The sequence below is a fragment of the Rhizobium sp. NZLR11 genome, from assembly GCF_019685115.1.
GTDB lineage: Bacteria > Pseudomonadota > Alphaproteobacteria > Rhizobiales > Rhizobiaceae > Rhizobium.
In genome coordinates this window covers 196,339-210,704 of record NZ_JABDWD010000011.1, presented here as the reverse complement: position 1 = coordinate 210,704, position 14,366 = coordinate 196,339, and the positions used below count along the sequence as shown (strand labels likewise).

Annotated in this window: 11 protein-coding genes; 4 read left to right on the top strand and 7 right to left on the bottom strand. The window is 56.1% G+C overall.

The window, feature by feature from the left end; translation table 11 throughout:
• Nucleotides 1–181 precede the first annotated feature (181 nt).
• Entirely contained in the window at nucleotides 182–1,807 is a 1,626-nt protein-coding gene (locus tag HJB83_RS20350) for a right-handed parallel beta-helix repeat-containing protein (protein ID WP_221132338.1), read from the bottom strand.
• 687 nt (nucleotides 1,808–2,494) lie between these two features.
• On the opposite strand from HJB83_RS20350, the gene HJB83_RS20345 reads away from it, so the two are divergent.
• The gene (locus HJB83_RS20345; RefSeq protein WP_207581458.1) at nucleotides 2,495–3,205 is read left to right on the top strand and encodes an Ig-like domain-containing protein; all 711 of its coding nucleotides are present in this window, start codon (nucleotides 2,495–2,497) and stop codon (nucleotides 3,203–3,205) included.
• Nucleotides 3,206–3,309: 104 nt separating this feature from the next.
• On the opposite strand, the gene HJB83_RS20340 is transcribed toward HJB83_RS20345, so the two are convergent.
• From HJB83_RS20340 to HJB83_RS20320, 5 genes are all read right to left on the bottom strand, one after another.
• Nucleotides 3,310–4,014 carry a hypothetical protein gene (locus HJB83_RS20340; RefSeq protein WP_207581459.1) on the bottom strand — a complete coding sequence of 235 codons (705 nt, stop codon included), beginning with the start codon at nucleotides 4,012–4,014 and terminating at the stop codon, nucleotides 3,310–3,312.
• Nucleotides 4,014–6,290 (bottom strand): polysaccharide biosynthesis tyrosine autokinase, encoded by a 2,277-nt coding sequence (locus HJB83_RS20335; RefSeq protein WP_207581460.1) that lies wholly within the window; start codon nucleotides 6,288–6,290, stop codon nucleotides 4,014–4,016. Before HJB83_RS20335 ends, HJB83_RS20340 begins: the two co-directional genes overlap by 1 nt.
• Nucleotides 6,291–6,341: 51 nt before the next feature.
• Nucleotides 6,342–7,052, bottom strand: a complete 711-nt coding sequence (locus HJB83_RS20330) for a sugar transporter (protein WP_221117523.1) — start codon at nucleotides 7,050–7,052, stop codon at nucleotides 6,342–6,344.
• Nucleotides 7,053–7,131: 79 nt separating this feature from the next.
• Nucleotides 7,132–8,343 carry a polysaccharide biosynthesis/export family protein gene (locus HJB83_RS20325; RefSeq protein WP_164014128.1) on the bottom strand — a complete coding sequence of 404 codons (1,212 nt, stop codon included), beginning with the start codon at nucleotides 8,341–8,343 and terminating at the stop codon, nucleotides 7,132–7,134.
• A gap of 298 nt (nucleotides 8,344–8,641) precedes the next feature.
• On the bottom strand, nucleotides 8,642–10,048 hold the full coding sequence (locus HJB83_RS20320; protein ID WP_207584358.1) for an O-antigen ligase: 1,407 nt from the start codon (nucleotides 10,046–10,048) through the stop codon (nucleotides 8,642–8,644).
• Between the two features lie 304 nt (nucleotides 10,049–10,352).
• On the opposite strand from HJB83_RS20320, the gene HJB83_RS20315 reads away from it, so the two are divergent.
• Both HJB83_RS20315 and HJB83_RS20310 read left to right on the top strand, forming a co-directional pair.
• Complete coding sequence (locus HJB83_RS20315) at nucleotides 10,353–10,952, top strand: transglutaminase-like cysteine peptidase (RefSeq protein WP_207581462.1); 600 nt, start codon at nucleotides 10,353–10,355, stop codon at nucleotides 10,950–10,952.
• A gap of 269 nt (nucleotides 10,953–11,221) precedes the next feature.
• Nucleotides 11,222–12,550, top strand: coding sequence for a UDP-glucose/GDP-mannose dehydrogenase family protein (locus HJB83_RS20310; protein ID WP_207581463.1), 1,329 nt, complete (start codon nucleotides 11,222–11,224; stop codon nucleotides 12,548–12,550).
• 111 nt (nucleotides 12,551–12,661) lie between these two features.
• Here HJB83_RS20310 and HJB83_RS20305 read toward each other — a convergent pair whose 3' ends face one another.
• Nucleotides 12,662–13,456: a metallophosphoesterase gene (locus HJB83_RS20305; RefSeq protein WP_207581464.1), complete on the bottom strand. Its 795-nt coding sequence runs from the start codon at nucleotides 13,454–13,456 to the stop codon at nucleotides 12,662–12,664.
• A 664-nt stretch (nucleotides 13,457–14,120) separates the two neighbouring features.
• Between HJB83_RS20305 and HJB83_RS20300 the strand changes: the two genes are divergently transcribed.
• Complete coding sequence (locus HJB83_RS20300; RefSeq protein ID WP_007630795.1) at nucleotides 14,121–14,324, top strand: KTSC domain-containing protein; 204 nt, start codon at nucleotides 14,121–14,123, stop codon at nucleotides 14,322–14,324.
• The last annotated feature ends 42 nt before the right edge of the window (nucleotides 14,325–14,366 follow it).

Sequence of the window (14,366 nt, the reverse complement as noted above, 5' to 3'; positions counted from 1 at the left end):
CTGTTGTATTAACTATAAATTTAAACTATAGTTCGCTCTGCTTATGAACGGCTGAAATATTTTTCCAGCGTTCCTTTAGTCCATTCCGATAGCCGGCGGCAATTCATGATCGAACGTTGAAGCCGGAAAACGTCAGTCGGACGATGACAACCGTCCGACGCTCTCTCAGCGTTGGCCTGCCTCAGATCAGCAGGTGCGCGGCTTGGCTGGAATGGAATGCATCGACATTGATGGACACACCGAGCGAGTCCGTGTCGATGTGCGAAGCGCCGTCAGAAATTTTGTACTGGAAGGTTTCGCTGACGTTGCCGCTGAGGCCGGCGAGTTTCGTCACGTCTACTGTATAGGTATAGTCGCCATCGCTCTCGACATGGATGACCCCATATTTGCCGGTCAGCGTCAGGCCATGCTTATCTACTGCGCTGTCACCGAAGCGGCGGAGCAGCACGATTCCGTTAAGAGCATTGTCGTTATCAAGAAGATTGCCGTGATAAGCGCTGCCAGTATCGGTCGAAATCTTCAAGTTGTCATGGACTGCGACAATTTTCGGCGCGGCGACTGCAGGTGCGGTCGCGACCGTCGTTTCCGTCGCAGGCGCCGGGGTGCTATGTTGCGGTGGCGCGGCCACTTCCGCAGGGTGATCGACCACCGGTTCAGCAGGCGCCTGCTCGTGGTTCGACGACGCACCACCATCCGTGCTGCCGGCGGCGCTGTCGAGCTCGGCCTGTGCTTGCTCGAACGTCTTGTTCTCACCAACAAAGAACGTGTTTTGCGCGGCGATTGCGGCCGGCATCGTCAGCGTCAATACGTCGCTATCTATAATATTATCATGGAAGGAGCCCGACGCAGGCCGGTCGACCTTAAGTGCCGCGGAGGACAGATCGTCAAAAACGTTGTCATGAACATCGATATTCTCGCGAATATAGACGGGGTTGCCGGCGGCGCTGACCAGAACCCCATAAACCCCGCCATGGATATAATTTCCGCTGATGTCATAGTTTTTCGCATCGCCCTGATCGCCAAGGCCGATGCCATAGGACCAACTGTAGCCGCCATATCCCGAGATGTTGTTATCGTGGATGGCTATATTGGTGCCCGCCTGAGCACTCAAGCCGAAGCCGCCGCCGATGAGCGTGTTGCCCTCGACCAGGGCATCCTGAGCTCGGATCAGCACCAGGACACCTTTGGCGCTGTTGGTTTGCGTCTGCTCCAGATGATTGTCCTTGACGAGAATGTTGCTGCTGTCGTTGAGCTGAATGGCGTCTGCCGCGCTTCCCTGGGCGTTGGTGACGGTGTTGTTGATCAAGGTGACGCCGTTGACCTTCTCCATCCAAATCCCATCGGAATGGACACCGGTCAGCGTGCTGTTCTCGATGGTGATGTTCTGGCTGCTTTGGAAACTGATGGATCCGGGCTTTCCGGCAAGGCCCGTATTCGTCACCTCGACATTCCGCACGACCCAGTTGGACACGTTCCCTGCATATATCGCGTTCGCCCCAGTATCGGCGATCTTGATATTCTCGATAACGATATTCGAGGCCTTGGAACCATGGATGCCATCATTGCTGCTGTGAATGACCGGTGCGTCGCCAAGACCGTAGCTGCCAATCGTGATCGGAGCCGTGACGCTTCCGGAGTATTTCAAATCGAATTGTTCATTGAACACGCTTCCGGCAGCAAGCAGCACGCTGTCGCCGGGGTTCAGCCTCAGTGACTCGACGGCGGACAATGTCGCGAAAGCCGAATTCTCCGTGGTTCCGCTATTGTGGTCGGATCCTGTCGCTGAATTCACGTAGTAGACGGTCATGCTCTGATCTCCCGGAGGTAATGGAAATCTTCTAAGCCCGCCTCTCTCTCCGTCAGCTAAAATGAAACACTAAAATTCTTTCTATCTGTCGATATTCTTGATCGCAGGGGGTACTTTCTTCGTCTTCAAGGTATTTTTCATGGCGCCAAAGTTGTAACGCACAAACGATATGTATTTTTACTAGAATGTCAGTTCGCTAGCAGTCCATTTTGCGTACCCGGCGGATTGCTGTGATCATGCCGCCACAACTGCGAAGGTTCTCCCTACAGCGTATCCTACAATGGAAATGACAGTGATGAACTTAATATGATGTGAGATGGGTATCGAGACTACACGGCAAAATCATCAAAAGAGATTGCTAGCCCAATGTGATTATTTGACAATTTCATCGACATGGAAGTGAATATCTGTATTCCCATTGATTGCCTCAGAATAAAATTCCTTACATTCTGAAGAAATATATGCAGCCGTCCGTTACACTGCGTATTCACTTATTATTAATGCACTAAGCTGCCAGTGTTTCATCCTATTACCCCGATTGTAGGTGTGCCATTATTGCATATAAGGCGCTCCAATGTTCATATCATGTTAATCTCAGCCTTGACTCTGTGTATTAACATATCCTTAATCCTACCCGTCGCTAAGGTTAAAATTGACCAGCGAAGATCAATTCAAGGAGAGACAACAATGGCTATTCACGCAACCGACGATACTGCAACATTTCTGGAAACCGACGTCATCTCGGGAAACTTGCTGAGCAACGATTCATCTGACAACGGCCACCTATTCCTTCGCGCATTCGACCAGCAGAGCGTTGGCGCCAAGCAGGGCAACAGCCAGGTTACTGAAATCCAGGGCGACTACGGCACCTTCTTCGTCAAACCGGACGGCAGCTACACCTATGTTCTGAGCGCTGCTGCGAAGGTCAACTTCACCAATGGTGAATTGCTCCAGGAAAAGGTCTCGTACAAGATCTCCGACGGCAGCGGTCATACCGATGTCGGCCTGTTCACCCTGAATATTCAGGGCGTCACTCAGGTCAAGCCGATCGCTGTCGACGACCATTACAGCTTCAACGAAGGCAGCCCGATCGGCGGCAATGCGCTCGACAACGACATTCCCGGCGACAATGGACATCTCTTCCTCCGTCAGTTCGCCGGCACGAACGTCAACGGCAACCCGAGCGCAACCACCGACGTCGCCGGCACCTATGGTACGTTCCATGTCAAGGCCGACGGCTCATTCACCTATGATCTGGCAGCAGATATCGCACCGGGCGATCACGTCACAGAAACCATCCAGTATTATAAGATCTCCGACGGCCAAGGTCACACGGATGCCGGTATTTTGACGCTCAATATTACGGGCACGGATTTTGTCTCAGGCGCCACCGTCTGATCAATAGCCAATCAATCGACAACGCCCGCCGCGCGAGCGTCGCGGCGAGCGTTGAACAACGGACGTTGTGACCCCCGGAGCCTTCGGCAGAAAAACGCTGATGATTATTTGCTGCAGCGCTGCCGGAATCGCGCTGTCGCTCGGTCCCCAACGCCTGCCCAGGTTCGGTCGAAGATAGGGCGGAGTTGTGGGCTGATGACTTTAATGGTGACGTTGACCCTGCAACGGTCGCCAAGTTTCAGCATCGTCGTGAGATCGCTATCGAGCGCAGTCTTTGCCGCTGAAAGCGTTGCGTCAGTAAAATCGTTCCAGAAATAAAACCGGGTCAAAATCATCGACTCGTCGTGGGGCGCGAGAGCAACCGAACGCTTCATCATTCCGGCAATCGAAAGCGGCTCTTCCGCAATCACAGACTGGACGGCCGCGAGACGAAGCCAAAAATTGCTGTTCGTCGGCATGCACGAAACCGCATGCTGTAGAAAGTGACGGGCACCCGATGCGGCCGCAGCCCAGGCGTCGTAATCGACATCGATATTCTGCCGATCGAGTTGCGCCAAGACGAGAGTAACGCCAGGAGCCACGATGTCGGATCGGCAATAATGCCCGTCAACCATGGCGACGGTCCGCGCCGCGTATTTGGCGGTGACGTCATTCGCGACCGTGTCGCCACGCTCGATCCTTTCCGCGACGATCGAGATGCTGGCCGTTCTTATCGAAGCGTACAGCTCTCGACCGGCGAACATCGCAAAGGCGACGGCGACGACAACGAAAACAATCCTAGTAACCGAAACGAACTGACCGCGAAGCATCAGCTTTCAGTGTAGTATCGCGAGTACCGCTTATAATAATACTCGCTAGAGCCGAATGTGCGATAAAGCTTCATCTGCGACGGGTCGACCTTGGTCAATATCGCACCGACGCATTTCGCATAGAGCTCCGGCTCGGACAGCAGGGTGGACTGCACGACCTTACGCGATGTTTTCCCCCACTCGATAACGAAAACCACTGCATCGAGCTTGGAGTTGATGGCGCGCGCATCCACAACAGGCGCCAAAGGCGGCAGGTCGACAATAATGTAGTCGAAGCTTTGACGCGCCATTTCGAGAAGTTGATCCATGCCGCGTGAGGCGAGCAGCTCCGAGGAATGCGGGACACGATACCTTGCAACCGTCGGCAGAAATGCAAGCTTCGTTCTGGGATCGAGAAGGATCAGATCCTTGAGAGGACGGCCATCGACGATCGCCTCGAGCAAGCCGGCCTCGGCATGACGGCCGATTGCCCGGGTCGAACCGGGATTGCGCATGTCGCCGTCGATCAGCAGGCAGCGGGCGCCCTGCATTGCCAGAAGCTTGGCAAAATTGATGGATGTCGTCGACTTCCCCTCTCCGGGCAGGCTCGACACCACGCCTATGACCTTGCAGCGCTGATCGGCCGCACTGAGGTCGATCGCGATCTTGGCGCTCCGAAGCGTCTCGGCAAACGCTGAGAGCGGGTGCTCCTCGACATAGGTCGTGGTCTTGCTACCCCTGGCGATGCTTCGCGGATTGCTTGGATCGACGAGGGACGGATCATCGACGTTATCGTCAACCAGCGGCATGACGCCAAGCGACTCGACATCGAGTACTTCCTTGATGTCATCGCCGGTACGGAAGAACCGATCCCGGAATTCCCGGAAAGCGCCTATACCGCTTCCGACCGCACATCCGAGGAACATCGCAAAAGCGACGACGAGGGCTCTCTTCGGTGCACTCGGCTTCGTTGGGGTTTCCGCCATCGTGATGATGCGGGCAGCCGTAATCGGGAAGCTCTGCTGCTGAATTGCTTCTTGGTAGCGCGTCAGGAAGCTCTGATAGAGATTCTTGTAGGTATCGCGCGTGCGCTCGAGTTCGCGAACCTGCACCTGCGTTTCGCCGGCCGTCGCAGCAACGCCCGTCGCCTGCGTCACACTGTCACGCAAGGAATTTTCCCGCGACTTCGCGACCTGCAGCTCGCTTTGGTAGCTCTCGGCGATGCGGTTCAACTCATCGAACATGAGTCTCTTATATTCTTCCATCTCCGCACGAAGCCGAACCGCCTGGACGTGATCGGGACCGAGCCGCGCCTCAATTTCGGTTTCGAGCTTGGAAGCCTCCAGATATTTCTTGCGCAGCTCGTTCGAAATGGAGCTGTCGAGCACATCCGTGACGATCGCATCGGTCTGCTTGGCGTCGATGATCGATTTGACGCGCGCATATTTTGCCTCGGCCTTCGCCGTCTCGGCCTGGGCATTGATCAATTGCGTGTTTATCTCGGAAAGCTGCTGCTCGCTGATCAGCGTGCCGGATCCGGCCTCGACAAGCCCATGCTCGCTGCGGAATTTCTGAACCGCAAGGTCGGTGTCCAGCGCCTGCTGCCGGAGTTCCTCGATACGCTCCTGCAGCCATTGGCCGGCGCGGCGTGTCGCCTCATATTTCGAATTGAGTTTATCGACCAGATAGACGTCGGCAATGGCCGCTGCGATCTGACGAGCCATATCGGGTGACTGCGAGGTATAACTGACATCGAGAACGTAGGATTTGCCGACACGCTCGACATCGATATTGCCGGCCACGGTTTCCGCAGCGTACCGCCGCTGCATTTCGGGATCGGGCGCTACTGCCGCGTCATCGGCAAACCATGATCTGAAATTCACCAGGGATTTCAGCGTTGCGACTGAAAACAGCGAATTCCGCTGTGCATTGAACACCGGATCGTCGACCAGTTTCAGCTTATCGACGACGGCATAGGCGATCGTGTCGGACTTCAACAGCTCGACCTGGCTGAGGACAGTACCTTCGTCATCATCCATCTGGCCGAAAGCCGCCAACTGGTTGATCACCTGGTTGTCGCTGCGGTCGATCAGCACGCTTGTGTCGGCGGTGTAGACCGGCACCGAAGTCAGCACATATACAATGCCGAGAATAGCGAAGGCGAAAGCGCACGCCGCAACCATCCGCCACTGTCGGCGGGCAATCGCGATGAGCTTGTCGAAATCGATGAAGTCAGCTTCGTTTCCCGTATCGCGGGAGGGGTCGATACGTGGCGTAAGTTTATCTGGCGATAGCAATTTCGATCTCCAACTAAGGCGTCAAGCGCCAAGATCTACGGGCAATTCCAGCTATTGTATGACCGGTGTGCTCGGACTGGTCGATCCCGTCGGGTCGGTGGACGACTGCCCTCCCCCATTTACGGTGAGGAATATCCTTGTGGTCGTCGAGGTCGAGGACGAGTTATCTCCGTCACCGGCGTTCGAGACCAGCGAACCGGCAGTCGTCGCGGCGCCGTCGAAGGGCGTGCCATCGTCCGATCCAGGACCTGTCTGCCCAATCGACCCCGTATTGCCGATGCCGGCTGCGGCAGACGCACTTCCACCCGGGCCGAGCGCTGCAGTTCCGCCTTCGGCGAGGACCTTCGCAAAGGCGGCGAGCAACGGCGCAAGGTTGGGATCGGCACTTGCCGCATCGGCAACAGCTTTTTCGATCGCCAGCTTGAACTGCGGGTCCGTCACTTGGCAGCTGTTTGCCGCCCGTCCGAGACCGGAGCCGATCGCCGCCATCTGTGCGGCATTGGCCTTCTTGGCCTGCTCGATCACCGGCGACAGAGCGTCGTTGCTGCTGCCGACCAGTGCGCGAACACGCGATGACAGAACCAACGGATCGGACATGTCCAGCAAAACCGCGGGATTAGCCGTGAAGCCAGTAACATCGACCGAAGTCAGATTTGCCGGCCCCAGGCAAGCAGCCGCAAAGGCGCTCGACGTCATGCCGGCAAACATCGCGACGACAATTCCGCTATACGCAAGCTTACGATAAACACCTGACCTTGCCATAACATAGTCCTTCATCAAATCCGCTATATAGGCCGCCGGCATTGATCACTCGCGATCGATGCCGGCTCGCCTATTTCAATCAATTTCCGAGATCCTCGACCGCGTTGCGGGTATCTTTCGCATCGTCGGCCACGCCGGAAACAGTGGACGATACCGAGTTTACGATGTCAAGGAACTTGACCAGTTCAACAGAGTCCGAATTGGAAATATAGATAATATCCTTGTCTTCCATCTTGAATTGCTGAACGGCAAACAAGGTTGCCGGATCGCGAAGATTCGCGCGGACGATCACCGGAACCGTCTCACCTGCAAATCTCGTCGTGTCCACGTGCATCGCCTGAACCGTCTTCTTTGGAACAAGGCGATAGAGCAGGACCTGAGCCGGATCGGCGCGGTCGTCACGCAGACCGCCCGCCTTGGCGATTGCCTCTCCAAGGGTCAGGTCGGACTCTTCGAAATCGAAGCGGCCGCTGGTGCCTGCGGCGCCGAGCATAAGATAGGTGCGGCGCTCATGGTCGATCGAGATCGTATCATCCGGCGCAACATAGATATTTTCCACCGGATTCTTCAGCAGCGTGCTGTAGGCGACGGTTGCAGTCTTGCCGCGGCGCTGCAGCGTCACATTCGTTTCGATATTGTTGGTCGTCAAACCGCCCGCTGCGGAAATAACGTCGAGAACGCGCTCACCGGCCGGGCTGATCTGGACGCGCTGGGGATTATTGACGTCGCCCAGCACAGCAACCTGGCTGGAGCGACTCGTCGTTGTCGTGATAACCACCTGCGGCTCGATCGCACGGCTCGCCAGACGATCCTCGACGTCCTGTTCCACCGTCTCTTTGAGGCGACCGGCAGCCGGAACCCGACCCGCATAGGGGATTGTGATCGTTCCGTTTCTATCGATGGTCTGCTCAGGCAGAGAGATGTAATTGCCGGGTCGGCTACCAGCATCGGACGGAATGAAGAGACCACCGGACTGAGCTTCGAAGATGGCGACCTGAACGACGTCACCGAAACCGAGTGGAATTTCAGGCGCTCCGCCTCGGCCGCCGCCAAACCCCTTGAACGAAGTCGGCTGAGGAGCGGTAAAATATGTCAGAACGTTCTTGCTGAGATCAATCAGAGCGTAGTCGATGCCGACACGACGCTCCTTCGTTGTCACTTTCACCGCCGCATCTCGATCAACGTCTTTGTGATCGGGACCGGATCTTGGCAACGAGGTGCAGCTTGCCAATATAGTCGTTAGCGCTACAACAATGGCGACGCGTGTACTACCGATACGAGAACAACCCATAGAATAACCTGTGTTGACGCCCCTGAAGCTACTGCCCCGCAATCTGACAAAATACAAGACAATCCCCGATCTATAATCACTGAAAGCCGATTAACATTCTCTAACTGTGGCAAGCTGGCAACGACCAGCACCTCAAGGAAGCGAAAACGGCTCAAGCCCGGCTCTTCTGGCGCCGACAATAATCTAAAGGCTAGACCCGCTATAAAATCTCTTGCGTTTCAGAGTCAACAGCGCGGTACCCGCGCAATTGGCATTTTCGAAAAACCTTCATAAAAAACATCCATTTAAAAGAACAAGCTCATATTGCCGCATCCGCCTCCCCATGGTTGCGCCCAAGGCTTATCGCCACAACCGCACTCAGGAAAGCGGAGAAAAATACGGCGAAACCCGGTATTTGCAGCGAGAAATCGACCGCCGCGTGAAGAGCGACCAAAACCGTCGCCGCCAGGCCGAGAAGAACATAATGCCTGAGGCGCCGCCTTTGAGCGAGCCCTTGCCAGAACACCCTGGCGAGGACAGAGAAGGCAAGGATCGCCGCAATCGGGAACAAGATCCCCAGCCCCAGAAATCCTTCGAGATAGAAATTGTGCGCTCGGTCAAAGATTCCGAAGATTCCGCAGGCCGGATCACGATAGGCAGAAAACACGGTCCGGAAAGTTCCGAGGCCGGTCCCGGTCAACCAATGATCCGAGATGGCGCGCCATATGCCCGGCAGGATGCAGAAACGATCATCATCCTCGAGCCGCCGCTCTTGTGCGCGCAAAATCGCCTGACCCGCAAACACCGTCAGCAGCACGACAACGAAAACGATTGCCGAGAGGAGCTTCAGCATGGAATGCCATCTTGGCGCCGGTCTCAAGTGACGCCTCGAGCCGTTCCAATTGATGACAAGCCACGGAAAATAGATGAGAGCGGCAACAAAGGTCGCAAATATCCCAGCGCGCGAGCGGGTTAACATCAGCGCGGTGAAACACGCGCACAAGAGCAGGACGTAGATCCACGATTTCAAGACAAGAGTGTTTCGGCCTGGCTCGCCGGGCGGGTGGTTTGAATAGGAACGGGCAATGTCTCTGACCAGGGTCAGCATCAGCAGCGTTCCAAGTCCAAGGAAGGTCGCGGCGGTGTTGCGGTTGACGAAGACCGCGGTGAGGCTGTCGAGGTAGGCGTGTTTCTCCACGACAATCAATATGTTGGGAAACAGCGAAAACTGCAGCAGGCCGAAAACAGCAATGCCGCCCGCAGAAAGCCCGAGGAGGGTCAACACTTTCCTCGCGCGCTGATCGGTATCGCATAACAGAAGCCCCGTCAGGAACGTAACGAACGGCAGCGCCACCGAGAGGATCGACGCCAGAGTGTCGGCCGGTTCGACCGAGATTGCCGCGTACTCGACACCTGCCAAGTCACGCGCAGCACTCCAGGCCGGATTTGCCAGCCAGTTGGAAGGCAGTTCGATGGTCTGGATGCACGTCCAGCCTGTCACCACGACGAGCATCAACAGAGCGCTGCTAAAAACCCATCTGCTTTGTCTTGGCTCTTCGACCAGCAGTGCCGAAATGGCACCGAGGGTAAACATGCCGATCGCGGCAAAGGCAAAGGGAAAGGGCGTGACGCTCCCGAACGGAATGAGCGTCAGTATAACGAGACCGATAAAGGCAAAGAGAAGAGCCTCTCGCAAGACCTGCCTGTTGATGAGGTTGGATAACATTCGATCTCTTCGCCAGCGAGCGGCAATGGCAGAATTACAACCAGAGAGGTTAATATACACGTACTAACATAGGTTGCATATCAAGGGCTTGCGTGTTAAAGTGTAACAGAATTTCACATCGTTTAAAATTGTCGCGAAAGACTTAAGCCAATCGAGACAAGCCCCGGCTATGCTCCGTCAAGCAGCAGGAACGGGACAGACGTTCTGCAGTCAATACTTGGCAGATCACTAAATCGCCATGCCATTGACTGAGACAAAAGGCAAGCCTGATCTCAATCGGTTGTCCTGAACGGGGATTTAACAGATGAAGAAAACATTCGTTACACTTCTGGCGCTGGCCTTTACAGCAGGGAATGCCTGTTCGGCATTTGCCGCCGGTCCCGCAGGTTTCGCCCGAGGTTTGAACGGCAATTCGGCGGTCAGCTATATCTCTGAAAAAGGCAAGATCATTCCGCCCTTCGCCCAGGTGTTGTTCTGTGCTCAGAACCCGGCCGAATGCCGAGACAACAATGGTCTTTCGGTCGTCGCGCTCACGGATGAGCAGATGCTGCAGTTGAAGAACGTGAACGGCACCGTCAATCGTACGATGATCGGCCGAAACGATTCCCGCACCGAATTGAACGGCGATGTCTGGAAGGTGAATGTCCGCAGCGGTGACTGCGAAGATTTCGCGCTCACCAAGCGCAGCCGGCTGATCGCGATGGGCTGGTCGTCGCGCGCTTTGCGAATCGCGACCGCATATACACCCTCCGGTGAAGGGCATGCCGTCCTGGTGGTCAGGACCGACAAGGGCGACCTCGTGCTCGACAACAGGCAAAGCAGCATCAAGAACTGGCGGGATACCGATCTGCGCTGGGACAAGATTCAATCGGGAACAGACCCCTATGTCTGGTACCGGCTGTGACAGCGGGCGCAGCAAAATAAACTGAACGCACCTTCTTAGAGATCGAAGTCGAGCCGCTCTGACGAACGGCTCGACTTGTCATATTGCCCACACAAACCTATGTTTTTTGCCATTGACGCGGCCGCCGACAGAAAGCTGCAGCGCCCAGGGTTCGATTTCCGGTGTGGGTATCAAGCGATCTTCGATATTGTCTTTTCGCCCAGATTAAGTATGACGGTCGCCATGCTGCGACGCAGCATGACGTTCTACTCTAATGATTTGAGGGAAATATGCGCATCACGATGATTGGATCAGGCTATGTCGGCCTCGTTTCAGGCGTTTGCTTTGCGGATTTCGGCCACGACGTCATCTGCGTCGACAAGGATCTGAGTAAGATCGAAGCCCTTCGCGACGGCCGCATTCCGATCTTCGAGCCGGGTCTCGAGCAATTGGTCGCCGAAAATACCAGCACTGGCCGCCTGTCGTTTTCGACGGATGTCGGCGAAAGCGTCCGCAGCGCCGATGTCGTGTTTATCGCGGTCGGTACACCATCGCGGCGCGGCGACGGCCACGCGGATCTTTCCTATGTCTACGCCGCTGCGCGCGAGATAGCTGCCTACGTGGAAGGCTTCACCGTTATCGTCACCAAGTCGACGGTGCCGGTCGGCACCGGCGACGAAGTCGAGCGCATCATGCGCGAAACCAACCCTGCGGCGGATGTCGCGGTCGTTTCCAATCCGGAGTTCCTGCGCGAAGGCGCGGCGATCGAAGATTTCAAGCGTCCCGACCGTATCGTCATCGGGCTGAATGACGATCGGGCGCGCGAAACCATGACCGAGGTCTATCGGCCGCTTTACCTCAACCAGGCACCCCTGGTCTTCACCACCCGCCGCACGTCGGAACTGATCAAATATGCGGCCAATGCATTCCTCGCGATGAAGATTACCTTCATCAACGAGATCGCTGATCTGTGCGAGCGGGTCGATGCAAACGTCCAGGACGTTTCGCGCGGCATCGGTCTCGATGGCCGTATCGGCGCCAAGTTCCTGCATGCCGGGCCGGGTTACGGCGGTTCGTGCTTCCCCAAGGATACGCTTGCCCTTGCCAAGACGGCGCAGGATTTCGACGCGCCGGTCCGTCTCATCGAGACGACGATTTCGATCAACGACAACCGCAAACGGGCGATGGGACGCAAGGTCATTTCGGCTGTCGGCGGTGATATTCGCGGCAAGAAGATTGCCATCTTAGGCCTGACCTTCAAGCCGAACACCGACGACATGCGCGACAGCCCGGCGATTGCCGTCATCCAGACCTTGCAGGACGCCGGCGCCCAGGTGGTCGGCTACGATCCTGAGGGCATGGAGAATGCCCGCAAGGTGATCGAGAACATCGAATATGCGAGCGGTCCCTATGAAGCGGCCGCTGGTGCGGATGCGCTCGTCATCGTCACCGAATGGAACCAGTTCCGCGCACTCGATTTCAATCGCCTGAAGCAGTCGATGCGCGCCCCAGTCTTGGTCGACCTGCGCAATATCTACCGCAGCGACGAGGTGCGCAAACACGGCTTTACCTATACGGGCATCGGCACCAATCTCTATCAGGAATCGACAACCGCCTGACAGGCTCTGATGAACCGGTAATTGTCCTGACGCCGCGGAGCAAAATCCCGCGGCGTTTGGTTTTTGGAGTACCGCGCCGAAACCCTGAACGGTCGGGTCACGCCTGCAGATCTAATTGAGGATCCCGACCCGCGTCCCTTTTATCGTCAGCACGGTCAGCCGGCCCGTCGCCGAAACTGCGGTGTCGATACCGATTCGCTGCGGGCCGAATGTCGGGATTCGCGCCGGGGTATGCCCATGGATCACGAGGACGGGAAGCTGCGGTCCTTCATCCAGGAAGGGCTGACGGATCCACATCAGATCGCTGTCCTTCTGCCTCTTGAGGTCGACGCCCGGTTTGATGCCGGCATGGACGAAGACCACCCTTCCCATCCGCAGCATGATCGGCAGCGATTCCAGGAATTCGATATGCCTCTCGGGGATCATGTGGCGAATGACGCGGGCAATCATTTCGCTTCCGGCCGCCGACTGCAGCAGATGCTCGATATCGATACCGTATGAATGCAACGTCTCCGTCCCGGCAAAACCCAGCCATTCAAGAATGCGCGCCGGTTTGCGATAAAGCTTCACCAGCTCCGCGTCGTGATTGCCGCACAGCGCGAAACGCTGAAATCCCGGCGGCGGGGTCTTGCTCAGGAACTCCAGCACCGCACTCGAATCAGGCCCGCGGTCGACATAATCGCCGAGCAAGACGATAAGTTTCGGCCCCGGAATGCGCGCGGCGTCCTCCTCGATGCGGCGATGCGCCTCGACAAGCTCGTTATAACATCCGTGAACATCGCTCATCGCGTAGACCGCAGCGAAGTCGCCTTCGGCAAACGTCAGCCGAGCGCGTCCTTTGCGGTTAGCGGCCAGTATCGGTATCTGTCGTCGCCACGGCCCGAGATAGTTAAACATGTAACCCATTTATGCGATCCGATAGCACACGAGGCTGTCGGATAAGCTCCATTCCTTACCCATCCCTGCACGGGATGAAGCTCAGTGTTCAAAAAGAAGTAGGCCTGATCACCGCCTCTTGGAAAGAGTAACCGGAACCGGTTGCGATATTACGATATAATCCGTCGCTATTTGCTGCGCCGGCTGAGCCGAGCTGGCGCCTCCATCACTGCCGGACCGTCTCCTCCGCACGGGACACCGCACCTTCGCGTCGAATCAATCCTTACATCGCCACCTTTGCAGATCGGCTTTCCGAGGCACTCGTTCCGCCGCTCACGCGACGCGCCTGCTAGAAACGCCAGTTGTAGTCGGTCATTTTAGAAGGCGTCACGGCTATTATTGCGACAGCATTTTGGTATGCGATGGTTAATTCAGCGTTAAATCAAATTACTGGTTCCGTAAGCGGCTGTGTCAATCACCGGCGCTCCAAGCGAGAGAACTTGTGGCAATCGGATTTCCACAGGCAATGCCTCCTGAAAAGCTGCAAAAATCAACTATAACGAGAGCCAACATAAAAAAATGAACGCTTAAGATTATCATGCTTGACGCTGCCGCGGCGCCGCATGATGATGGCGCATTGCAGCGTGAATGACATCCTTCACCAAATCTCAGATCAAAAACTGCGGGGTGCGAAGTGGAAACTGCGGTTGATTCGAAACTTATCGAGGCGATCACCTACGACGAAGACAGCCGGCATCTACGGGTCTATCTGACAAACGGTCAGAGGCGAGAATATGAAGGCGTCCCCAAGGGCGTCGTCGTCGGCTTGACGATGGCGGAATCCCCGGGAAATTTTTATATGACGGCAATCAGAGGCAAATATCCTCCCCGTCCCTAAGGATCTATCATTCCAGCCGAGATGCGGGACCGGCATTTACCG

Excerpts from the sequence above, each read along its gene's own strand:
- HJB83_RS20315 (WP_207581462.1), top strand. The coding sequence starts at position 10,353 with ATGAAGAAAACATTCGTTACACTTCTGGCGCTGGCCTTTACAGCAGGG.
- HJB83_RS20345 (WP_207581458.1), top strand. The coding sequence starts at position 2,495 with ATGGCTATTCACGCAACCGACGATACTGCAACATTTCTGGAAACCGAC.
- HJB83_RS20330 (WP_221117523.1), bottom strand. The coding sequence starts at position 7,052 with ATGGCAAGGTCAGGTGTTTATCGTAAGCTTGCGTATAGCGGAATTGTC.
- HJB83_RS20325 (WP_164014128.1), bottom strand. The coding sequence starts at position 8,343 with ATGGGTTGTTCTCGTATCGGTAGTACACGCGTCGCCATTGTTGTAGCG.
- HJB83_RS20340 (WP_207581459.1), bottom strand. The coding sequence starts at position 4,014 with ATGCTTCGCGGTCAGTTCGTTTCGGTTACTAGGATTGTTTTCGTTGTC.
- HJB83_RS20320 (WP_207584358.1), bottom strand. The coding sequence starts at position 10,048 with ATGTTATCCAACCTCATCAACAGGCAGGTCTTGCGAGAGGCTCTTCTC.
- HJB83_RS20310 (WP_207581463.1), top strand. The coding sequence starts at position 11,222 with ATGCGCATCACGATGATTGGATCAGGCTATGTCGGCCTCGTTTCAGGC.
- HJB83_RS20350 (WP_221132338.1), bottom strand. The coding sequence starts at position 1,807 with ATGACCGTCTACTACGTGAATTCAGCGACAGGATCCGACCACAATAGC.
- HJB83_RS20305 (WP_207581464.1), bottom strand. The coding sequence starts at position 13,456 with ATGGGTTACATGTTTAACTATCTCGGGCCGTGGCGACGACAGATACCG.